This window comes from Lactobacillus sp. UMNPBX15 (assembly GCF_002553785.1).
Classification (GTDB): domain Bacteria; phylum Bacillota; class Bacilli; order Lactobacillales; family Lactobacillaceae; genus Lactobacillus; species Lactobacillus crispatus.
The window spans coordinates 1-22,392 of the sequence record NZ_PCYV01000036.1 but is presented as its reverse complement, the minus strand read 5'-3'; the positions used below and the strand labels follow the sequence as shown (position 1 = coordinate 22,392).

Sequence of the window (22,392 nt, the reverse complement as noted above, 5' to 3'; positions counted from 1 at the left end):
CAAAATGTATGAAAATAAAACATAGTCATACATTTGCTTACATTTTTCATAGCAGCTGTAAATATCACACAAAAAATATTTACAGCTCTTTATTATTTTCAATTTTTTACGCTACCATCTTTTCATAAATGCGATACATCCGATTATCATAAGCGCACATTGAAATGTCCAACTTATAACCTGAATTTTCTTTCTGCCACTTTTCAATCGCGTCAACTGCGATCTTAGTTGCATCTTCTGCAGGATAGCCATACACACCCGTAGAAATAGCTGAAAAAATTACGCTATGCAATCCCGCTTTCTTTGCCAAAGCCAGTGAATTATAGTAGCAAGAAGCTAGCATATGTGCATCACTAGTCTTGCCAGCATAAACCGGGCCTACTGTATGAATTACATATTTCGCAGGTAAATTATAGCCATGTGTTATCCTTGCTTCACCTGTTGGACAACCATGCAAAGTCATGCATTCTTCAAGCAAACGTGGACCCGCTGCTCTATGAATGGCACCATCAACGCCGCCACCACCAAGTAATGAATTATTAGCCGCATTAACGATCGCGTCGGCTTTCATCTTAGTAATATCGCCTTTAATAATTTTTATGTCTTTCATAATTATGTCCTTAGAAATAACCAACATTTCTTTCTACCACCATTCTAACACCAATAATATTGGTTTGATCCAAAAAAGAATACAAAGCATCCCGTTATTTTTATATTACGAACTTGAATTGATTTCTATCTTTAGTATCCTAATATTAAGTTTAGCGTTATAGGAGCAACGAAATGAAAATTCTACGACGCAGTTTATGCATCATTTCGATCATCTTATTTTCTTTTGCTTTAAGCATTCTCATTCCCAGTGTTCAAGCTAGCAAAATAGTTTTAGATGATCTCATCATATTTTTATATTTAATTGGAATCGTAATTCTGGGCATTCTGTTGTTGTCTAACAGATTCGATTACCTATCGTTTAGTCTGAGTATAATTCTGCTGCTCACAACTAGCATTGCTTGGATCAGATTCCCAATGATTAGCATTATTTATACTTTTTTTATAGCTTATCTGAGTATATGCTTACTAACAATTTTTATTGCTAAAAGGATTAAGAAATAAGTCACTATGTTTTCTAAGAAAGAACTAAAAATCATCAATAACGCATTAATTATTATCTATTTGCTTTCAGTCGGCCCAACATTCATCTTCGGTTTTACTAAATCAAATGATTTCACAAGTACTTTCTTTTTAATTGCAAATATCATTTTAGTTTGTTTATTCATTATCATTGCTATCAGAATTGCTAAAATCAATTTCAGGCTAAAGACACAATATTATCCACTAGGCTTCATCACTCTTATTTCAATAATAGAACTAGCCTACCCTGGACTGACATTAAATGAGCGCATTAGCAATTATTTTGCTATCGGCAATATTATTTTAGGCTTGCTAACTACTAAAATCTCAAAGAAATTAGTTTAAATATAGGACACAAAATGAAATATCTGAAAATTCCAAGATTAATTAACAGTATTTTGATTACTTTACGTCATACTGCTATAAATTATTGAATTCTTATTACTTTAAAACTACATCAGGTATTTTCAATCATTCAATAAAAAATAAGACTAGCACTAAGCCAGTCTTATTTTCTATTAATCAACTATTCTTTGGGTGAGAATTGCCATACTGTTCCATCTTGGCTACGGTATGAGCCATCACTCATCTTTGTAAATATAAAGACAACTTTTTTCGTCCTAATTGTGTAACCGTTGTTTGATTCAGTTGTATCAACTCGGCCCAAATCAGCCTTAACACCTGTTTGGGGTGGATTATTTTTCTTAGTAGAATATGCTTGTAAAATTTCTTTATTAAGTTTAGTCTTCTTTTGCTCAGAGTTGTTACTATTTTTAGCAACTAAAATAGCATGATTCTTTGTAAAATACAGATCAAACCAATTACTTAAGCGATTTTCTGTGTTGTCTACTGTTAATATTCGATTAACCCAGTTTTTAGGTACCGTTGTTTGATTATTGTAGAAAAACATTCCACCAATAACTGCTACAAGTACTGTAACTACTGCAATTACGGATAACGTCATTTTCTTTTTCATAATACGTTTCCTCTTAAATTCAGCATTAATTATTTGGCACTAAGCCTCTCGAAATAAGTCTTACATTTCCTGAATACATGCTAACCCATCGGTTTCTATTTGTTTTAAAATTGTGATCCATCCAGGTACTGTTTCTATACAAATAGCCACTGTAGGCACCATCATTTAATAAACCTTAGACGGAGTTGTATTAAGTAAATTCATAGCATCAACTTTGCTTGAAAATGTAAGTAAAGTTGTACCAACTAATCCTACTAGTGATAATGAAACTAGTTTTCTTGAAATTGATTTCATTTTTATACCTCCATACATTATCTTTATACAGATAAAGTACCTTCACTCTCTGGCCAAATCATTATTATTTTCTCCTTTCGTATCTTGATTATCCCATGAAACTCTAATATTACTTCTAAAGTTGCGTATCACAAAACTACTCTTTCCAATTAGTCACCCTATCTTCATATCCTAGAGAAATAAGCATGGCTTTTACTTCTTTAGCTTTTGCTATATTTCCTTCATACAAACATTTATAGAAACTCCCACATGCCTTATAAAAAAGAAAATGATTAGTATTGTTCAAATTCAGTAAGTAATCTAAACAATTTTTAACCTGATTTCCTTTTAAGCCATAATTACGCCAGCAATAAAGGTAATTGATACAAATACTTGCTATCCTATCTTCATATTTCTCTGAATATGAAACCTTCTCATTGTAATGTTTCAAAAGAAAACTAATATAATTATCTGCTTGTTCTGTAGAAAAAACAGGAATACAGTTAGCGAATAATCGCAGCATATCAATATTTTCTACCCAGTTATCTTTTGCATTAAATTCAGCAATAATTGTACTTTTGAATTCGTCACCTAACCTATCCAATTGATTTCGTACAATTGCTACTGCAACAACTACTCTGTACTTAAATATTCTGCTATCAGATAATTTCATTACTTCTTGCAAACATTCTTCGATTTTTTCTTTATTTGAACCATTAAATGCACTTTTCAGTTTGTTTTCAAGTTTTAATTCAATTAAGTCCTCTTCTGATAAAAAATCATCTTTAATTTGTTCCAAAAACTGATCTACATCAATATGATGGGCAAACAAGATCTTAAATAGACTTTCTGCAGAAATTCCTTCTATTCCTCGTTCAATTTTAGAATAATGGCTTTTATGAATTATTCCTTGAATCATTTCATCTTGCGTTAGTCCTAAGTGTATTCTTTCTTGTTTCAAGGCTTCACCGATAGTCATCTTTCATCCCTCCAATTTAACTTCAACTATACTATCTTTTTAATTTTCTCTCCATACAAAAACGCCTTGCCCGAAAGCAAAGCGTTTTTTAGCATAAGCAATATTTGCATTAACCCTTATCGGCACCAGCAGTAATTCCGTTAACGTAGAACTTCTGCATGAAGACGAACAAGATAGTAATAGGGATAGCGATGATTACACACCCTGCAACGAATTGAGCGAAGTATGCAGTCGCGTTACCTTTAGCTGTGTGCACCATGTTGTACAAACCATAAGCAACTGTATAAGTCTTAGCATTTCCTGAAGTTGAAAGAATAATACCTGAGAAAATGAAGTCTGTCCATGGAGCGATGAAGGCGGTCAAAGCAGTATAAACAATCATTGGCTTTGAAAGTGGCAAACCAATATGTAAGAATACTTGCCACTTAGTAGCACCGTCGATTTCGGCAGCTTCGTCGATTGACCGAGGAATAGTATCAAAGAATCCTTTAGCAACGTAGAAGCCCAAACCGGCACCACCAACATAAACTAGTAACAATCCGAAGAGGTTTAACATGTTAAGACCCTTCAAGATGTAGTACAAAGCAATCATTGACATGAAGCCTGGGAACATCCCTAATACCAATGCGATCTGTAAGAATGGCTTTCTAAATGCAAAGCGAAGTCGTGACAGAACGTAGGCAACTGAAATAGTTAAGAAAGTTGAAATTACCATTGAAAGCAATGAAATAACTAAAGTATTAATGATCCAGTTACCAAATGGATATTGTGGATTAGTAAAAATCCCAATATAGTTCTGCAATGTGAATTTTTCCGGCCAGAAGGTCGAAACGAATCCAGTATCATTGAATGAAAAACTTGCTAAGACGATCCAGACAATCGGTAAAATCCATAGAATCGCTAAAACAATTAACAGAATATACCGAAAGATTAATGAGAGCCGTCTTTGATTTGAATATGACTTCATGTCTAGCCCTCCTTAAATGCATTAGTACGACGATATGCGATTAACGAAACAGTTGCACTAATAATGAAGATTAAGATACCCAATACGGCACTGGCGTTATAACGCTGTTCCTGACCGAAGGTCAAGTTATATAACCACGTTACCAACAAGTCAGTCGATCCAGCACCGTTATACTTACTGTTCATTGGTGCACCACCTGTCAGCAAGAAGATAACATTGAAGTTGTTGATGTTACCAATAAATTGTTGGATAAGTGAAGGTGCCATCACAAATAAAATTTGTGGAAAAGTGATTGAACGGAAAATTTGTGCAGCATTAGCACCATCAATCTTAGCAGCTTCAATTTGATCTTGTGGCAAGTTTTGAATAATCGCTGTTGAAACCAACATAGAAACTGGTATACCGATCCACATGTTAACAAGAATAACGGTAATTCTTGCAACTAATGGAGAAGCTTGGTTGTCAATAAAGTGAATTGGCGAACTAATCCAGTGCAAGTTCATCAAGATGTTGTTTAAAGCACCTTGGTAGTCCAAGAATTGAGCCATCATCAATAATGATACGAATTGTGGGACAGCCCAAATAATTACGAAGACAGTTCTCCAGAATGCCTTGTACTTAATACCTTTTGATTCAATCAATAAGGCAAGCAGTACTCCGAAGAAGAAGGTAGTAGCAGTAGCAGCTACAGCCCAAATCAAAGTCCAGCCTAATACTGGGAAGAAAGTACCAGCAAGGTCACCACTAAGCACATTACCGAACGCTTGGAACCCGGTCCACGAGAAAGCGATTGGGTGTTGACGATCATAGTTGGTAAAGGCCATTGAAATCATGAAGATCGTTGGCAAAATCGTAAAGAACAAGATACCCAATAATGGAATAACCATCAAGGTTGCGTGTAACCGAGTATCAAGCAAACTCTTAAGTTCTTCAACGTTAGTTGGAATATGGTCCCCATCACGCTTCAAAATATAATTATGTCTAGTTGAGCGTAAGTTGACAATGTATAGATAAATGATTGCTACACATAAGATCAAGGCCAATACACCGAATAACAAAATCAAAACTGAGTTTGATGGTTGCTTGGTTACATAAACGCCTTGTGCGGCATCATAAACAACTTTTTTGGTTTTAATAGTACCTAATGTAGCTAATGAATTTAAAGTAGGGATACCACTGAGGATAAACCAAACAATAAAGATAATTTCTGAAAGTAAGAATGAAATACCTTTTACCCATTGTTTGTTTGCCAAGGCGTTACTACCCATTAAGAAGAATGATAACTTGGTAGCAATGTCACCTTTTGACCAAACCTCGCGATATGTTGCTTTAGGAGCTACATGCTTTTTCTTTAGAAACATAACTTCTCCCCTTCTTAGGCAAAAAGGCTGGACAATTTTTATTTAGCCCAACCCTTGCTTATGCTTTTAGCAAATTATTTCTTTTCAATGTTCTTAGCGAGCTTAGCAAGTTGTGGCTTGTATTGTGCTGGCTTAATCTTGCCGTCGTAAGTACCACTGATAAGTGGAGCTGCACCATTCCAGAATGCGGCCATTTGTGGAAGCTTAGGTTGCAATACTGAGTTACCTGGCTTAGCCATTTCGATTACAGCTTCAGCAACCGGGTCACTCTTAACAGCACTTGAGTTGACAGCGCTCTTCAATACTGGAATTTGACCAGCGTTCTTATGAGCAATTAATTGTGACTTCTTGTTAGTAATGTAAGCAGCTAAATCTGAAGCAGCCTTAGCATTCTTGGTGTTAGCATTAACTGCGAAGCCTTCAATACCAAGGAATGCTTCCATTTGTACGCTCTTACCACCAACTTCAATCTTAGGATACTTAGCAACTGCGAAGTTCTTACCCAAGATCTTCTTGATATTAGCAGCGTTCCAAGGACCGTCCAAAATAGCTTGTGCGTTACCCTTCTTCAATTGGTTCAAAGCGTTTGAAGTTTGCATTACGCCCTTGTTCTTCTTTTGAGCTGCGTACCACTTCAAAGCATTAATACCGTTTTGTGAGTTGAAAGTTGAGCCCTTAAGGTCTTCACCATTCTTACCGTAAAGTGTAGTACCTGCTGAGAACATTACTGGCCACATTACGTAAGCGTTAGTAAAGTCGGTAGCTACAACACCCTTTGAAGTTAAAGTCTTCCAGTCCTTAACGTCGTTAGCTGATAACTTAGACTTGTTGTAGTAAATGGTTTGAGCTTGTTGTGCGTATGGGAATGCGTAAACCTTGCCCTTCCAAGTTACACCCTTTGAAGCAACATCGACATAGTTGTCTTGGATATCCTTAGTTGCTGATGGTGAAAGTGGGTTAATGTAACCAGCTTCAGCCATTTGACCTAATTGATCGTTAGGAACTTCAAAGACATCAGCAGCCTTTGATGGGTCCTTACCAACGTCTGTCTTAGCGTTAGCTGAACCGTTAGGACTTTGAACTACACGAACCTTAATATTCTTGTTCTTCTTAGTAAAGTCCTTAGCAATTTGCTTGTAGTAAGGAACTTGTTCAGTATCCACCCAAAGAGTCAAGTTAGCCTTCTTGTTTGAATTACTGCTACTTGATGATGAATTACTTGAGCCGTTTGAACATGCTGCTAATGATAATGCAGCAAGAACAGCAGTACTACCTAAAGCCATTTTCTTCCAAATCTTCATGACTTTTTCCTCCTAAAAATCAAAACAATAAACAATTCTTAACAACAGTAGCTTCTGCTACATATGGTTGTAAGCTTAATTAATAATTATCTGTACTGCGTTTTCAGTACCAGATTAGTTAACAATCGCCTTCGTGGAATCTTTATCAAAGAAGTGAGCTTTGTTAACATCAAAGCCCATCTTAACCTTGTCACCTGGCTTGTGATAATCACGTGAATTTACAATAGCAGTAAATTCAGTACCATCAACTTCTTGGTGAAGCTGAATAGTTGCACCTAGAAGCTCTGAAACAACAACCTTTGATTCAATTACTGAATCTGGCCATGTTTCCATAAATGCTTCTTCTGAGTGAATATCTTCTGGACGAATACCGAAGACCAAGTCTTTATCGTTGTAGCCCTTTTCTTCCAGCAGTTTTGCCTTACCTTCAGGAATACCAATATTCAAGCCTTTGCCATCAGAAATTCGACCGTCCTTGTAGTGAACATTGAAGAAATTCATTTGTGGGGAACCAATAAATCCGGCAACGAACATGTTAACTGGCTTGTTGTAAACTTCAAGTGGTGAGCCGATTTGTTCAACTCTACCAACAGACATTACAACAACTCTATCAGCCAAAGTCATCGCTTCAGTCTGATCGTGGGTAACATAAATAGTTGTAGTACCCAAGTCTTGGTGAAGCTTAGCAATTTCAGTACGCATTACCACACGCAATTTAGCATCCAAGTTTGATAAAGGTTCATCCATCAAGAAGATAGGTGCCGCACGAACGATTGCACGTCCTAATGCAACACGCTGTCTTTGACCACCGGACAAAGCACCTGGCTTCTTATCCAAGTACTCTTCAAGGCCTAACATCTTAGCTGCTTTTTTAACCTTTTGATCAATTTCATCTTTAGGCGTGTGACGCAACTTTAAACCGAAGGCCATGTTGTCATAAATGGTCATGTGTGGATACAAAGCGTAGTTCTGGAAAACCATCGCGATGTGTCTATCCTTTGGAGCAACATCATTCATTACTTTATGATCGATTTCCAAAGTACCCTTACTGATGTCTTCCAAACCAGCAACCATTCTCAAAGTAGTTGACTTACCACAGCCAGATGGACCAACGAAAACGATGAATTCCTTATCCTTGATATGTAAGTCAAAGTCGTTAACAGAATATCTGTCGTTACCTGCATATTTTTTGTAAATATGGTTTAAATCAACCTCAACCATTGTTTCCCCTACTCTCTTTAATTATTTTTCATTAAAAACTTTTTCAATTTCACTCAATTTCAACTCTGCAGTTGTTGGAACGATGTAATCAGCTTCTTTCAAAAGCTCCTTATCACCAATTCCTACGGCAAATTGACCTGCGGCCTTGATTGCTTCGACCCCAGCTTTGGCATCTTCAAAACTGATTACTTCATCAGCCTTTAACCCTGCAATTTCTTGCGCTTTGATGTAAATTTCAGGATCTGGCTTACCATGATGAAGCGTTGCTGGATCAACAATGCCATCAAATTCATCCATGATACCCAATCTAGTTAAAATCTTTGGTGCATTCTTTGAAGCAGAAGCAATTACCATCTTTAAGTTTTGCTTCTTAGCATCTGCCAATAACTCAGGGATCCCAGGCAAAATGTCCTTTGGCGTCATTGTTTCTACTTGTTCAACAAATTTAGCGTTCTTTTCAGCTGCGAACTTTTCTTTTTCTGCTTCGGTGTATTTGTCTTCTTGACCACCGTACTTCAAGATCAGGTTAAGTGAATCCATTCTTGAAATACCACGCAAGCTATCAAGTTGAGCATCTGTTAAGGTAATGCCTAATTCCTTAGCTAAATTGTTCCAAGCTGTAAGGTGAAACTTAGCTGAGTTAGTTAAAACACCATCTAAATCGAATAACAATCCTTTAAGCATTTGTAGTTTCACCTTCTTTAAGAGTAACTTTCTTATCGTGAACTAATACATCAATATCTTCACCCTTAAGCAAAGTAAGCTTAGTTCCTTCATGATCAACATAAACTTCGATCAAGCGACCACGGTAGTTGATCTTGAAGCTGTAGTGATCCCAACCTTCAGGAACAAATGGGTTAAACTTCAATTGGTTGTGATCGTAACGCATGCCTGCGAAACCTTGAACAATTGTAAGCCATGAACCACTCATTGAAGTGATGTGCAAACCATCAACGGTGTCGTTGTTGTAGTTATCAAGGTCAAGACGAGCAGTTCTTTGGTAAAGCTCAACAGCCTTCTTTTGCTTGCCAAGTTCAGCAGCTAAGATTGAGTGAATACATGGTGAAAGTGAACTTTCGTGAACTGTTAATGGTTCGTAGAAGTCGAAGTTCTTTTCCTTTTGTTCCATAGTGTATTCATCGTTCAAGAAGTAGATACCTTGTAAAACATCGGCTTGCTTGATAAATGGTGATCTCAAGATCTTGTCCCATGACCAGTGTTGGTTAATTGGACGTTGATCTTCGATTTCGCTAACTGGACGAATATCCTTGTCTAGGAAGTCATCTTGTTGTAAGAAGATGCCTCGTTCCTTGTCTTCTGGTAAGTACATGTTATCTACGATGTCTTGCCATTTAGCCTTTTCTTCGTCAGTTACGCGAACTCTTTCTTGAGCTTCCTTAGTAGCAAGTGGCAAACGTTCCAAAGTGTATTTGAGAAGCCATCTTGCCATGGTGTTGGTGAACCAGTTGTTGTTTACGTTGTTTTCGTATTCATTAGGACCCGTTACACCGTGCATTACGTACTTGTTACGCCACTTTGACCAGTGAACTCTAGCTGCCCAGAATCTTGCGGTACCAACTAAAACGTCCATACCTTCGTTCTTAACGTAGCTGTCGTCGCCAGTGTAATCAGTGTACATAGCGATTGCGTGAGGAATGTCCGCATTACGGTGAATTTCTTCAAAGGTGATTTCCCATTCATTGTGACATTCAATCCCGTTGAAGGTAACCATTGGGAACAATGCACCTGGTAAGCCTTGTTCTTTAGCGTTATGGTATGCGCCTGGCAATTGATCGTGACGGTATTGTAAAAGTGCCCGAGTAACACTAGGATCAGTAACACATAAGTACATTGGAACAATGTAGGCTTCAGTATCCCAGTAAGTAGCACCACCGTATTTTTCACCGGTAAAACCTTTAGGACCAACGTTAAGACGTTCATCTTCACCGTAATAAGTCATGAATAATTGACAAATGTTAAAGCGGATACCTTGTTGAGCGGCATCATCACCAGCAATTACAACATCTGATTTGTCCCAGCGCTTTTGCCAAACGGCTTCATGATCAGCTAAGTTTTCTTCAAAACTCTTAGCTTGAAGCTTGGTCATAAATTCAGCTGCCTTAGCATCTTGATCATCTGGTTTGACGTCACGACTAGTAACAACAATGACATCTTTTTCAAGATCGTAGCTTTCGCCTTCATTTAACTCAACTGAAAGCTTTTCATGAAGTTGGGCTGCTTCAGTTGAAACATCACCCTTAACTACTTCACCATTATGACGAAGACTTTGCTTAAGGAGGACTGTAAATTGTGGAACCTTGTATGGGTTAGCCTTAGTTTCAACCTTAATAGTTCTTGCTTCCGCATTTTCACCTAAAGGCATCCAGAATTTTGCATCGTAGTTACTGTCTTCGTTAACAACAGTTCCATCAAGTGCTGCATCAAAGTCGATCTTAGCTTTACCACTTAAAACGGTAGCCTTAACTTTAATTAAAGCTGCTTCTTTTAAGGTAATATGTAAAAACCTTTCGAATTCGAATTTAACCTTAGTATCCTTACCTTCATAAGTAAAACTTCTAGTCAGAAGACCTTGGTGCATATCAAGTGCTAAGTAGAAATCACTAAACTTAACTTTAGCTAAGTCAAGTTTTTCACCATTAATCGTAATTCCCATGTTGATGAAACTTGGTGAGTTAGGAACCTTACCAAAGTACTTTGGATATCCGTTCTTCCACCAACCAACACGCGTCTTATCAGGGAACCAAACACCAGCAAGGTAAGTACCTTGTAAGCTGTCACCTGAATAGCCTTCTTCAAAGTTTCCTCTCATACCCATGTAATCGTTGCCGATTGCAGTCATACTTTCTTGCAATCTTTTATCTTTTGGTTCGAACTTATGGGTAACGACCTTCCAAGGATCAATTTCAAAAATTCGTTTCATATATTCTATCTCCCGTAATATTCGAGGTTCTCTCTTGTTTACGCTTTCATTATCCTTTAGTTGAAAGCGGTTTACAATATTAAATCTGCTGTTACCGTTATCAGGATTAGTTAATAGAAAAAGAAGGTAGATCTTAATCTGCCTTCTTTTTTTGCTTATTAAAAGTAACTTTTAATGAACACTCACTACAAAGCCTTTTGGTGCCAATTGATTATTCTCATAATCTTGACTAAACGTGTTCTCACAATTGATCTCTACTGGATGATCGGTCGTGTTAAAGTATGCTTTAATGCTTTCATTCCCCTCACGATCGACCTCAATTAACCCATTCTCTGTTACGTGTAACTTAATTCGACCTTTACCGAAAGTTTCATCATGTTGCAAACGAAAGTCAATCAATTGATGAACTCGTTGCCAAACCGGGCCGTCTTCTTTTGCCCAATCCATTGGTTTACGACAATCAGGATCGTTGCCACCAGTCATACCCATTTCAGTTCCATAATAAATGCATGGACTACCCTTTTGCATAAATTCAAAAGCTAAGGCTTGCAAAGCCAAATCTTGGTCTCCATTAGCTACTGTCAAAATTCGGGCTGTATCGTGTGAATCAAGCATGTTCATCATGGCTGCATTGGTAGCATCCCGGTATTTCATCAACTGGTCGGTCAAACGACTAGTTAATTCTTGTGCTGACAGCTTATGCTTGAAAAAGTGATCTTCAATCTGCAATGTATATGGGTAATTCATTACGCCAGTAAATTCATCACCATTAAGCCATGGCTGAGCTGAGTGCCAAACTTCACCTACAATATAAAAGTCTGACTTGATATCAGTAACAGCCTTGTGGAATTTCTTCCAGAAGTGGTGATCAACTTCGTTAGCCACATCTAGCCGCCAAGCATCAATATCAAAGTATTTTACCCAGTAAGTAGCAATCTCTAACAAGAAATCCTGTACTTCTGGATTAGCTGTATTCAACTTTGGCATATGCTTTTCAAAGGCAAAAGTATCGAACTTAGGACTACCCTCACCCTTTAATGGATCACGGTAAGGTTCAACTGGATATTCATTAATGTGGAACCAACTAGCAAAACGAGAACTTGGACCATTTTTAACAACATCTTGCCATTGCATTGATTGATCACCCAGGTGGTTGAAAACCGCGTCCAGCATGACCTTCATTCCGCGGGCATGAGCTTCATTAACAACTTTCGCAAATAAATCCTTGTCGCCGAATGCCGGATCAACTTGCAAATAGTCAATCGTATCATATTTATGGTTAGAACTGGCTTTAAAAATAGGACAGAAATAAAGGCCATTAACACCCAGTTTCTTCAAGTAATCTAGATGGTCAAGCACGCCTTGCAGGTCACCACCATAGAAGTCTTCGCGGCCAGGATGATCCTCCGGATTCCACGCTTTAACCCCTTGGGGATCATTAGACTTATCACCGTTTGCAAAACGTTCTGGAAAGATTTGGTACCAAACAGTATGTTTAACCCATTCTGGCGTTTTCACCATATCAATTTCATGGCAATATGGCACTTTGAAATAAGAACCATCTTCCATAATGGCCTTGTCTACATCACCGCTAATTGCACGATCACCGACAACTACACTAGTGCCATCACTGCCAATTACTTCAAAGGTATACTTCAAGCGATGATATGGTGCTTCAAGCGTAATGCCCCAATGATCTTCACACTGCCCTACGCCAATTTTTTCCATCTCACATGTTTTAGCCTGTTCAAGTGGCAAATAATTATCGCAGTAGTGAACAATTACTTTTTTAACGTCATTTTTAGCACTGTGAAAACGCACGCGAACATGACTTGGATCAACTACAAAACTATCTTCACTTTCAGTTCGGTGTCTTAAAGCTGCTAATTGCATATATTAATTCTCCTTTTTCAACACAACACCTGCATAAGGCATCAAAGTTAATTTTTCATTAGTTAATTGATATTCTCCCGCTTTTAGTGTTGCAACAGTATAACCGGCTGGTATTTCAACAGTTGTCTTTTGATCACTCAATGAAACAGCTACAATGGCACTTTCATCATGTAAATCACGTTGATAAACATAGCTATTCTTATCCGTTGAAATCATATAATACGTTCCAGTCTGGAATAAGGCTTCTTTTTTGAGTTCCAGCAGTTCTTTGTAAAAATTAAACATGCTGGTGGTATCGTTAATCTCGTTAGCTACGCAAGCATCATCCTGTTTAATACCTGTTATCCATGGTTTAACTTCACTAAAACCATGGTTCTCAGTTGCATCCCACGGCATTGGACCACGGGCCGGCAATTTATGTGTTTCACTAACCATAGCTAAGGCCGCATCTTTGCTCAAAACTTTTTCTGCATCCTTTAACCATGGCGCTACAGTTTGATCTTCGAATTGATCTGCACTAGTGAAATGTAGATTCTTTAACCCTAATTCTTCACCGTAATAAATTACTGGAATTCCGCGTTGCAAATACATCAACATCGCCAAGCTCTTAGCCTGAGTCTGTGTTCTAGCTACGCGTGTAGCCAAACGGGCCATATCATGATTATTCCAATAAAGAGTAGGCTGCGATACGCCTGCTAATGTTTGTTGCCAAACCACTTGATTTTGTTCAAAGGCCGTCAAGTCTAACTTTTTAGGCTGATATTGCTTTGAAAAACGCTGATCACAATTAGAATCATCATCGGTAAAGTACCGGAAGGTAATTACACTATCCATTAGGTGATTACGCTTAGTCGTGTAATCAACAGCTAGATTGACACTAGCACTTGCAGCTTCACCTAATAAAAGCGTATCTGGATAATCCTGCTTAATCTGCTCACAGAAAGGCCGCATCCATTCCTGCACCTGTGGTAAGTTAGCGAAAAATGGTTCCGCAACAATTGGCTTGTTCACGTCCCCATCTCCAGTTGGATAATTTTGTCGCAAATCTGCCTTGCCAATATGGATAAAAGCGTCTAAACGCAAACCATCAATCCCTTTTTTCAGCCAATACTCTGCCACTTCCAACATAGCATGCCGAACTTCGGGATTTTTCCAATTCAAATCAGGCATCCGTTTATCAAACAAGTGAAAGTAAGATTGACCTGTGCCTGCTGGATCTGGCTCCCATACACTGCCACCAAAGAATGAACCCCAGTTATTAGGTCGCTTGCCATCATGACCAGCGAAAATATAGTAGTCTCGATAAAGGCTATCGGGGTTCTTGATGGCATCTTGGAACCAAGGATGTTGATCAGATGTATGATTCAAGACAAAATCCATGATGAGGTGGATCCCTGCCTTATGCAAATCCTTGATTAAGTTTTCCATATCTTCCATGGTCCCCATATGAGGATCGATTGCGAAGTAGTTTGAAACGTCGTAGCCATTGTCCACCTGTGGTGAAACAAACACAGGATTAAGCCAGACGGCGTTAACTCCTAAATTTTTCAAATAAGGGATGCGTTTGCGAATACCATTAAGGTCACCAACGCCATCGCCATTGCTATCTTGAAAAGACTTAGGATAAATTTGATATATAATTGCGTGATCGTACCAATGTGCCATAATTAATTTCCTCCACGCATAGTTTAAGGGAAATGAGAAACCGTTTTCAACGCCATATTTATTGTTAGCGGTATCAAAAAAGCACAACTCAAATTTGAATTGTGCTCTTTGCTTACTTCTTTTTAAATATCATGTTCCAAACATTCCGCCACTTGCTGCCTTTCTCCTGCAAATCAGCCACTGGCTGCGTTACCTCAATACAGCCAAGATATTTTCCTTGATCATTATGCAAACTATAAAAGGCAATGTTCACCGGAATCCCATCTTTATGAATCATAATCGACAATTTACCACGTTTGCCTTCGTGCATCTGCTTTAAAACTGCCTTAACATGACCTTGACTGTGACCGGGATGAACTTCAAAGACAGTTTTGCCGATATCTTTTTCAGTTCGCTTAAACAAACGATGTTTATTCATCGATGACCAAACAACCACGTCATTTTCATCTAAGACATCCATTTCTTGGGGAATAGTCTCAAAAATAGCATTTAACTGCTCAACGCTTAAACTGCCACCTACTAATTTAATATTATCTGTCATCTACTTTGCCAACCTTACAACCTCACGGGCAATCATCAATTCTTCGTTGGTTGGCACAATCATGGCCTTTACCTTAGAATCTGGCTTAGAAATAAACTTTTCACCATCAGTATCATTTGCCTTATAATCAGGCTCCAAGCCTAAGTAACGCAATGATGACATTACGCCGGCCCGAACGCCGGGATCATGTTCACCAATCCCAGCAGTAAAGACAATACCATCGATACCGTCAAGTTCTGCCGCATATGCACCAACATAACGGACAACGCGGTTAACAAAAATCTTTCTTGCCAGCCATGCATGCTTATTTTTACTTGCTAACAGATCCCGCATATCAGAGGAAACGCCTGATACACCGAGCATCCCCGACTTATGGTTTAACATATCAACGGCTTTTTCAATCGTCATGCCGGTCTTTTGCATAATATATTCAAGGGCTGATGGATCAAAGTCGCCGCTACGTGTTCCCATTGCTACCCCAGTCACAGGACTAAAGCCCATTGAAGTATCAAGTGACTTGCCATTTTTAACCGCAGTAACTGAAGAACCAGAACCTAAGTGACAAACAATCAATTTTACTGTATATGGGTTCTTGCCCATCATGCGCGCTGCTCTTGGAGCAACATAGCTAACAGAAATGCCGTGAGCACCATACTTACGAATACCATATTTTTCATAATACTTATATGGAATTGGATAAAGATAATTAACTTGATCAAGACTAGTATGATATGACGTATCAAATACTGCCACTTGTGGCACATCTGGAACAATCTTCATAAAAGCCTTAATCCCCATTGCTTCTGGCACATTATGCAAAGGGGCTAATTCACCTAAATCAAAAATTTGTTGCAGCTTTTGCTTATCAATTAAGACGGAATCTTTAAAGACTTCGCCCCCGTTAACCACTCGGTGTCCAACTCCAAATAATTCGTCTAAGTTCTTTAAAACATGAAACTTCTTTAAATTTTCAATTAACAAGCTTACAGCTGCTTCTTGGTCTGGAATTGAAGTATTTTTAATATATTCTTTGTCGTCGTTCAACTTTATTTTAAAAACAGCATTGTCCATTCCTACACGATCAGCCATCCCTGAAGCAATAACTTTTTCGTCTGGAAATGAAAAAAGCTTATATTTAAATGATGAACTACCAGAATTTATTGCCAAAACTTTTTTCATAATCGTGACCTCTATTCATATTTTATCTCTCAATAAATTGCCTCTTGTTTCCAGTATAGCGCTTTCACTCATAATAGGAAACAATTTTAAAGGCAGTAAAAAAGCACCTCTGAGATATCAGACGTGCTCGTTATTTTTTCGATTTATCTAGTTGATTGGCGCCGAATTAGCTTAGGTTTAAGCATTACTTCACCTTGAGGTGAACCTGATTGGGCAATCTTTTGCAGTAGCATTTTAGCTAACATTTCACCCATTTCAAAAATTGGTTGTTTAATTGTCGTTAGCTTTGGATTAGAAACTTGATCTAAAAAGACACCATCAAAACCAATAACTCCAAAGTCTTCCGGAATTCGAGCGCCTTCATCTTGCAATTGCCGTACAACACCCACTGCAATTCGATCACTGGCACAGACGAAACAAGTATCTTTTTTAAATTCCTTAAAATGTTCATGAATCACATCTTGCGCAGCATGACTATGATTAGAAACCCGAAAAATTTGTGGTATCAACTGGTGTTGTTGCAAAGTGTTGATATAACCAGCTTCACGTGAATATTCAAATGGCTCTTTTAAATCAATTCCAATAAAGATAATGTGCTTATATAACCGGTCTAAAGCATATTGAGTAGCCATCTTCTCTGCTAACTGATTATCAGAATCAACAAAGTCATAGCCGCGGTGATTTTCACCAAATAAAACAAAAGGCTTATCGAGTTTATCAAATAATTCATAATCTTTGTTTCGCGCCCCGGTAATTAAATAGCCATCTGCATGTTCCTTTTCAATTTGATTAGGATCCGTAACTAATTGCATCGCATACTGCTTAGTATTTAAACCACGAGCAAAACCAAAAAGCAAGTTCATATAGTATGGCTCAGTGGTATCAATATCTTCTAAAGTGACGAATTTTACCACGTTAGTCCGATTATTAACTAAAGCCTGTGCAATTGAATTGGGATGGTAGTTTAGTTTCTCCATTGCTTTTTCTACCATTGCTCTTAATTCTGGCGTTACTTGCTCAGGATGATTAATCACTCGTGATACCGTCATTTTTGATACATTTGCTTCTTTAGCAACATCTGATAAAGTAGTCATATTATTCCTATTCTAAGTACATCTTTCTGAATCGGTTTAAATCTTTTTGGCTAAAGCCAAGCTCTTTTTTGAAAAATCCATCAAAACTGCCCCAGCCTTGGCGAATAGTTTCCGTAATTCCACGAATAGCCGGTCCCTCTCCCTTGGTAATATTCATTTTAGAAACTAGGCTAGCAATTTCATTATCATCGGGGAACTGTTTAGCCAAAGCAAAGTCATACAATTCATTGGTCAATAAATAATCACGCGAAATGGTGTCATCATCAACACCTAATGCAGTTAAGATCAGTGCTGAAGTCATTCCAGTTCTATCTTTGCCTGCACTACAATGATAAACTAGCGCATCTTCTTCAGGTAATTCAATCAATTCCGCAAAAATTTTAGCAAATTCATGTTGGCTATGTGAATTAAGCAAAACCTGTTGGTAAATTTGACCAAGCCAATTGTCACCCATATCAGGAATATGATGGACAAAGCGATATAACTTGTTATCGCCTTTATTTTGCTTGCGGTTTTCAGAATAAATATGTGCATCAACAAAACGGACATTTGACCAAAGCTTGTCAGGCGCTGAATTTTGTTCATACTTAGAGCGTAAATCAACATCTACGGTAATTCGGCGTTCAACTAACTTTTCTTGATCTTCCTTCGACAAGGAGCTAAGTGAATCAGAACGATATATTTTGTTCCACTTTACATGTTGACCCTTGTCATTTTGGTAGCCGCCGATGTCTCTGAAATTCAGCGGTCCATCCAAAGCTAATATTCGATCATGCTTCATTTTTCCTTGCCTTTCCTCATTAAAGTGTTAATACCGTACTTTTATTATATCATTATCAGTCATGTGCAAATAACCGAGCAGCACGAATTGCTCTTTGCCAACCTGAATAAAGTTTTTCACGTTCAACTGCACTCATTTTCGGCTCAAAGGCCTGTCCAATCGTAAAGGTATGCTTTAACTCGTCAATATTTTTCCAATAGCCAACGGCAAGGCCAGCTAAAAAGGCTGCACCCATGCTGGTTGTTTCCAGCGTTTTAGCGCGTTCAATTTCAATCCCTAAAATGTCAGCCTGAAACTGCATCAGGTAATTGTTGTTGCTAGCACCGCCATCAACACGTAAAGCAGGAATTTCAATGCCTGAATCTTGTTGCATCGTATCAACAACGTCACGGGTTTGATAAGCTAATGACTGCAAAGTTGCTTTAATTATATCCTTGTCAGTAGTTCCACGTGTAACACCGAAGATTGAACCACGAGTCTCCGCATCCCAATATGGTGCGCCTAACCCAGTGAAGGCAGGGACAACGTAAACCTCGTTCTCTGATGTCGACTCAAGCGCTGCTTGTTCAGAGTCTGGCGCATGCTTAATCAACTTCATCGAATCGCGTAGCCATTGAATTGCACTACCAGCCACAAAGATTGATCCTTCTAAAGCATAAGTAATCTTACCATTAATGCTATAACCAATGGTCGTTAACAGATTATTGTTAGAGTCTGTTGGCTTGTCCCCTGTGTTCATCACAATAAAGGCACCGGTGCCATATGTGTTTTTCACCATTCCTGGTTTCAAAGCTAGTTGACCAAATAAGGCTGCCTGTTGGTCACCGGCCATCCCAGCAATTGGCACTTGTCCACCAAAGAACATATATGACGCTGTTTCACCATAAATCTCTGAATTCGAGCGCACCTCAGGCAACATTTGCTTAGGAATATTGAGCAAATGCAAAATATCGTCATCCCACTTGAGCGTGTGAATATTAAACAGCATGGTCCGTGAAGCATTAGTGTAATCAGTCACGTGTTTAGCACCATCAGTTAACTTCCAAACTAGCCAACTATCAATCGTGCCAAAAAGCAACTTTCCCTGTTCAGCTTTTTCTTGCGCGCCAGGTACATGATCAAGAATCCAGCGAATCTTAGTTGCACTGAAGTATGGGTCAATAATTAAGCCTGTTTTTTGACGAATTTCATCACTATAGCCTTCTTTTTTTAATTTTTCAGCTAATTCTGTTGTCTGCCGTGACTGCCAAACGATTGCATGATAAATTGGCTCACCTGTATCCTTGTCCCAAACAACGGTCGTTTCACGTTGGTTGGTAATGCCAATTGCGGCAATTTGATTAGGCCAAATGCCCGAATTAATAAAAGCATTGGCAATTGTTGTTTGGACCGCCATCCAGATTTTATTAGCGTCATGTTCAACCCAGCCAGGCTCTGGAAAATATTGGTGAAATTCTTTTTGGGCAGAAGCAACTTCACGTCCATCATGGTCAAAAATAATTGCTCTAGTAGAGGTGGTTCCTTCATCGATTGCTAAAATATATTTTTCTGTCATAGTTATTCTCTTTTCTGCAAAAGCGCTTTCTTATAATATTACTGTTTTTCTAATGCAGATTCTAGCAGTTAATGTAATAGATACGGTATAATTTTTATAAGGATTTTTTAAGGAGGGCATTTTAATGGAAAAAAATCAAAAAATTGCGGTAACAATTGCGGGTAACGATAGTGATGGTAGTGCAGGAATGCCAGCAGATTTGCATTCATTCTATGCACGGGGCGTTTATGGCATGGGGCTGATGACCGCGGCTGTAGCTGGTAATACAAAAGGAATTTTTGCCCAACAAATTATGCCGCTTGATTTTATCCAAAAGCAATTCGATGTGTTAAACGACGACTTCAAGATTAATGCGACTAAGACAGGGATGCTGGCTAACAAGGAAATTATCGATTGCGTTGCCGATAATCTTGAAAAATACGACATGGGTAAAATCGTGCTTGATCCCGTCATCATCACTAAGCACGGTGCCACCCTACTTGACGATGATGCCTACCAGACCTTCTTAGACAGATTATTGCCGCTAGCCGATATAATTACGCCTAACTTTTATGAACAACAAAAGCTAACTGGCTTGAAGCTAAATAATAAGGAAGAAATTCACGCAGGCGCTAAAAAACTACAAGAGATGGGTGCTAAAAATGTCTTGATGAAGGGACGTCATGACTCAGATAATCAGACTGAAGTAACTGATATTTTGTTGACTGAAGATGGCGCATTTCACGAATTTACCAAGCCTTTCTTTAAGACTGATCGCGTGAATGGCACAGGTGATACTCTCTCCGCAGTTATTGCGGCAGAATTAGCTAAGGGAAAGTCTGTAATTGATGCTATAAAAATTGGTAAGGACTTTACTTACGCTGCAATTTCTCACCCAATTGATGTTGGTTCAAAATGGGGTCCGATCAATCACTTGGCTGCACAGGAAGAAAATAGATAGAAAAAATACCGAAGCTCAGATTTTGAACTTCGGTGTTTTTATGTCTGTTTTCAATTAAATCATTGCTGTGTAGAGATACAGTATTACACAAATAATGAACGCTATTACGTATCCCATGATTATGCTAATAACCCAATGAATATGATGATGTTGCATCCAAGTAGCTAGCCAGTCGCCCAGGACTAGACAATATGATCCTACCAGCCAGTAATTGATCTTTTTCTGATTAATTGCTGGTAATGGCAAGATTAAGATTATTATTAGCGCTACAGCTAAAATATATTTCAAGGCTGTATAGAGTTTTGGACTTAGTAATGATTCACGCAATTTATTTTACCTTGTTTCTTCTAAATCATATATTCGATTTCCATTAATTTTTGGATTTACTTATTTCTTATAGCTCTTAATGATCCAAAATATACCAAGCATAATAAAAAAGATCGATAATACTACTAGTTGCATAACTGGTTTATATCTAAGAAAGCATGAATCTATTAGAAATACCACACCAACAGCAATAATTGCTATTCCAGATATTTTGCTTTCTTTTTTCATAATAATTATTACAACAGCAATTAAGATTACTACTGCAGTTACAATTGAAGCAACGTCGACTTGCATTAACTTAAGTTTTTCCTTCCATCTAAGTCTTCAACTATTATTTTAAATCATGTAAGTTCTCCTGCGATTGACTTTGTATCATATTTGTTACAAATTATTACTCAGGCCAACTAGCAATAAAGTTTTTATAGCCTAATACACCAAGATCCTGTCTAATCTCTTTTGCTTTGTCCATTTGATCTAAAAATAATGCTTTCATATAAAACACTTCAATTCTATAAATCATCAAGTGAAACGACTCAGTAGCATCAATAATATATTCCATCGCGTCATCAATATGATCAAAATGTGCAGTTTTCTTATGAACCTTTCTGTCGTAACAAACTACCAGATAATTTTCTAGTAATCTTAAGTATCTTTCAGTCGTTAACTCTGAAAATTCTGCCTTTTTTGCAAAATCAAGCAAACGCCCAATTAAAAAGTCCAATTCGTCTTGTGGCCACATCGGCATCGTATTAGCCAATAATCGCAGTAGGTCTGGTCGCTCAAGCCAATTATTCCCTCCATCAAACTCAGCTTTTATCTTCGTCCTGATTTCTACATCAATCTTGTCAGTTTCACCCTTAAAATATGCCGAAGTAATTAATGCTCGCAACTTCAAAACCTCATTATTAGATGAATTCATTATCTGCTGACAATACTTATCCAAAGCTTCAGTATCTTTTGCACTAACTGCTAGATTCATTTTAAATTCAAATTGCTTCTCAACTTTTCGTTCTTCTGACGTATAATCATCTTGAATAAGATCACAAAACTCTACTAGATCAACTTGATGCTCAAGCAATATTTTAAATAAGCTCTCCGCATTTATGCGATTTTTGCCACTTTCAATCCTTGCGTAAAAAGGACGACTAAGGATCCCAGCACACATTTGATCCTGTGTTAGTCCTAATTTTATTCTTTCTTTGCGTAGTGCTTCTGCTATGAAAAATGTAAGCAAATGTATGACTATGTTTTATTTTCATACATTTTG

General features: G+C 37.9%; 20 protein-coding genes. 2 read left to right on the top strand and 18 right to left on the bottom strand.

Annotation, left to right across the window (positions count from 1 at the left end; all coding sequences use genetic code 11):
• Positions 1-106 precede the first annotated feature (106 nt).
• Positions 107-610 (bottom strand): O-acetyl-ADP-ribose deacetylase, encoded by a 504-nt coding sequence (locus tag CP366_RS08780; protein ID WP_035443773.1) that lies wholly within the window; start codon positions 608-610, stop codon positions 107-109.
• A gap of 509 nt (positions 611-1,119) precedes the next feature.
• On the opposite strand from CP366_RS08780, the gene CP366_RS08770 reads away from it, so the two are divergent.
• Positions 1,120-1,476: a hypothetical protein gene (locus CP366_RS08770; RefSeq protein WP_089143012.1), complete on the top strand. Its 357-nt coding sequence runs from the start codon at positions 1,120-1,122 to the stop codon at positions 1,474-1,476.
• A 181-nt stretch (positions 1,477-1,657) separates the two neighbouring features.
• Here the strand turns inward: CP366_RS08770 and CP366_RS08765 are convergent, their stop codons facing one another.
• The 16 genes from CP366_RS08765 to glpK form a co-directional block, all read right to left on the bottom strand.
• Complete coding sequence (locus CP366_RS08765; protein ID WP_089147961.1) at positions 1,658-2,107, bottom strand: hypothetical protein; 450 nt, start codon at positions 2,105-2,107, stop codon at positions 1,658-1,660.
• A 165-nt stretch (positions 2,108-2,272) separates the two neighbouring features.
• Positions 2,273-2,401, bottom strand: coding sequence for a hypothetical protein (locus CP366_RS11080; RefSeq protein WP_255404461.1), 129 nt, complete (start codon positions 2,399-2,401; stop codon positions 2,273-2,275).
• A gap of 136 nt (positions 2,402-2,537) precedes the next feature.
• Entirely contained in the window at positions 2,538-3,359 is an 822-nt protein-coding gene (locus tag CP366_RS08755) for a helix-turn-helix domain-containing protein (RefSeq protein ID WP_089147962.1), read from the bottom strand.
• Positions 3,360-3,468: 109 nt separating this feature from the next.
• On the bottom strand, positions 3,469-4,326 hold the full coding sequence (locus CP366_RS08750; protein ID WP_005720055.1) for a sugar ABC transporter permease: 858 nt from the start codon (positions 4,324-4,326) through the stop codon (positions 3,469-3,471).
• 2 nt (positions 4,327-4,328) lie between these two features.
• Positions 4,329-5,687, bottom strand: coding sequence for a carbohydrate ABC transporter permease (locus CP366_RS08745; protein ID WP_089146012.1), 1,359 nt, complete (start codon positions 5,685-5,687; stop codon positions 4,329-4,331).
• Between the two features lie 74 nt (positions 5,688-5,761).
• Positions 5,762-6,988 carry an extracellular solute-binding protein gene (locus CP366_RS08740; RefSeq protein ID WP_005728195.1) on the bottom strand — a complete coding sequence of 409 codons (1,227 nt, stop codon included), beginning with the start codon at positions 6,986-6,988 and terminating at the stop codon, positions 5,762-5,764.
• Positions 6,989-7,102: 114 nt separating this feature from the next.
• Complete coding sequence (locus CP366_RS08735; RefSeq protein WP_023487724.1) at positions 7,103-8,209, bottom strand: ABC transporter ATP-binding protein; 1,107 nt, start codon at positions 8,207-8,209, stop codon at positions 7,103-7,105.
• Between the two features lie 21 nt (positions 8,210-8,230).
• The gene (pgmB, locus tag CP366_RS08730) at positions 8,231-8,893 is read right to left on the bottom strand and encodes a beta-phosphoglucomutase (RefSeq protein ID WP_005720051.1); all 663 of its coding nucleotides are present in this window, start codon (positions 8,891-8,893) and stop codon (positions 8,231-8,233) included.
• On the bottom strand, positions 8,886-11,150 hold the full coding sequence (locus CP366_RS08725) for a glycoside hydrolase family 65 protein (protein ID WP_089147059.1): 2,265 nt from the start codon (positions 11,148-11,150) through the stop codon (positions 8,886-8,888). Before CP366_RS08725 ends, pgmB begins: the two co-directional genes overlap by 8 nt.
• A gap of 171 nt (positions 11,151-11,321) precedes the next feature.
• Positions 11,322-13,043, bottom strand: a complete 1,722-nt coding sequence (locus tag CP366_RS08720; protein WP_013086994.1) for a glycoside hydrolase family 13 protein — start codon at positions 13,041-13,043, stop codon at positions 11,322-11,324.
• 3 nt (positions 13,044-13,046) lie between these two features.
• Positions 13,047-14,708, bottom strand: coding sequence for an alpha-glucosidase (locus CP366_RS08715; RefSeq protein ID WP_089147963.1), 1,662 nt, complete (start codon positions 14,706-14,708; stop codon positions 13,047-13,049).
• 112 nt (positions 14,709-14,820) lie between these two features.
• Positions 14,821-15,249: a PAS domain-containing protein gene (locus CP366_RS08710; RefSeq protein WP_013086996.1), complete on the bottom strand. Its 429-nt coding sequence runs from the start codon at positions 15,247-15,249 to the stop codon at positions 14,821-14,823.
• Positions 15,250-16,428, bottom strand: a complete 1,179-nt coding sequence (locus tag CP366_RS08705; RefSeq protein WP_013086997.1) for an acetate/propionate family kinase — start codon at positions 16,426-16,428, stop codon at positions 15,250-15,252.
• Between the two features lie 143 nt (positions 16,429-16,571).
• The gene (locus tag CP366_RS08700; RefSeq protein ID WP_005728205.1) at positions 16,572-17,522 is read right to left on the bottom strand and encodes a LacI family DNA-binding transcriptional regulator; all 951 of its coding nucleotides are present in this window, start codon (positions 17,520-17,522) and stop codon (positions 16,572-16,574) included.
• 7 nt (positions 17,523-17,529) lie between these two features.
• Positions 17,530-18,303, bottom strand: coding sequence for a tyrosine-protein phosphatase (locus CP366_RS08695; protein WP_005723724.1), 774 nt, complete (start codon positions 18,301-18,303; stop codon positions 17,530-17,532).
• Between the two features lie 55 nt (positions 18,304-18,358).
• Complete coding sequence (gene glpK, locus CP366_RS08690) at positions 18,359-19,858, bottom strand: glycerol kinase GlpK (RefSeq protein WP_057727002.1); 1,500 nt, start codon at positions 19,856-19,858, stop codon at positions 18,359-18,361.
• Positions 19,859-19,982: 124 nt separating this feature from the next.
• Here glpK and thiD point away from each other — a divergent pair, with 124 nt between their 5' ends.
• Positions 19,983-20,798: a bifunctional hydroxymethylpyrimidine kinase/phosphomethylpyrimidine kinase gene (gene thiD / locus CP366_RS08685; RefSeq protein WP_013087004.1), complete on the top strand. Its 816-nt coding sequence runs from the start codon at positions 19,983-19,985 to the stop codon at positions 20,796-20,798.
• 718 nt (positions 20,799-21,516) lie between these two features.
• On the opposite strand, the gene CP366_RS08670 is transcribed toward thiD, so the two are convergent.
• Entirely contained in the window at positions 21,517-22,344 is an 828-nt protein-coding gene (locus tag CP366_RS08670; protein WP_255404542.1) for a helix-turn-helix domain-containing protein, read from the bottom strand.
• Between the last annotated feature and the right edge of the window lie 48 nt (positions 22,345-22,392).

Excerpts from the sequence above, each read along its gene's own strand:
- CP366_RS08750 (WP_005720055.1), bottom strand. The coding sequence starts at position 4,326 with ATGAAGTCATATTCAAATCAAAGACGGCTCTCATTAATCTTTCGGTAT.
- CP366_RS08695 (WP_005723724.1), bottom strand. The coding sequence starts at position 18,303 with ATGAAGCATGATCGAATATTAGCTTTGGATGGACCGCTGAATTTCAGA.
- CP366_RS08720 (WP_013086994.1), bottom strand. The coding sequence starts at position 13,043 with ATGCAATTAGCAGCTTTAAGACACCGAACTGAAAGTGAAGATAGTTTT.
- CP366_RS08700 (WP_005728205.1), bottom strand. The coding sequence starts at position 17,522 with ATGACTACTTTATCAGATGTTGCTAAAGAAGCAAATGTATCAAAAATG.
- CP366_RS08740 (WP_005728195.1), bottom strand. The coding sequence starts at position 6,988 with ATGAAGATTTGGAAGAAAATGGCTTTAGGTAGTACTGCTGTTCTTGCT.
- CP366_RS08780 (WP_035443773.1), bottom strand. The coding sequence starts at position 610 with ATGAAAGACATAAAAATTATTAAAGGCGATATTACTAAGATGAAAGCC.
- CP366_RS08710 (WP_013086996.1), bottom strand. The coding sequence starts at position 15,249 with ATGACAGATAATATTAAATTAGTAGGTGGCAGTTTAAGCGTTGAGCAG.
- CP366_RS08765 (WP_089147961.1), bottom strand. The coding sequence starts at position 2,107 with ATGAAAAAGAAAATGACGTTATCCGTAATTGCAGTAGTTACAGTACTT.
- CP366_RS08725 (WP_089147059.1), bottom strand. The coding sequence starts at position 11,150 with ATGAAACGAATTTTTGAAATTGATCCTTGGAAGGTCGTTACCCATAAG.
- CP366_RS08705 (WP_013086997.1), bottom strand. The coding sequence starts at position 16,428 with ATGAAAAAAGTTTTGGCAATAAATTCTGGTAGTTCATCATTTAAATAT.
- glpK (WP_057727002.1), bottom strand. The coding sequence starts at position 19,858 with ATGACAGAAAAATATATTTTAGCAATCGATGAAGGAACCACCTCTACT.
- CP366_RS11080 (WP_255404461.1), bottom strand. The coding sequence starts at position 2,401 with ATGAAATCAATTTCAAGAAAACTAGTTTCATTATCACTAGTAGGATTA.
- thiD (WP_013087004.1), top strand. The coding sequence starts at position 19,983 with ATGGAAAAAAATCAAAAAATTGCGGTAACAATTGCGGGTAACGATAGT.
- CP366_RS08735 (WP_023487724.1), bottom strand. The coding sequence starts at position 8,209 with ATGGTTGAGGTTGATTTAAACCATATTTACAAAAAATATGCAGGTAAC.
- CP366_RS08715 (WP_089147963.1), bottom strand. The coding sequence starts at position 14,708 with ATGGCACATTGGTACGATCACGCAATTATATATCAAATTTATCCTAAG.
- CP366_RS08745 (WP_089146012.1), bottom strand. The coding sequence starts at position 5,687 with ATGTTTCTAAAGAAAAAGCATGTAGCTCCTAAAGCAACATATCGCGAG.
- CP366_RS08755 (WP_089147962.1), bottom strand. The coding sequence starts at position 3,359 with ATGACTATCGGTGAAGCCTTGAAACAAGAAAGAATACACTTAGGACTA.
- CP366_RS08770 (WP_089143012.1), top strand. The coding sequence starts at position 1,120 with ATGTTTTCTAAGAAAGAACTAAAAATCATCAATAACGCATTAATTATT.
- pgmB (WP_005720051.1), bottom strand. The coding sequence starts at position 8,893 with ATGCTTAAAGGATTGTTATTCGATTTAGATGGTGTTTTAACTAACTCA.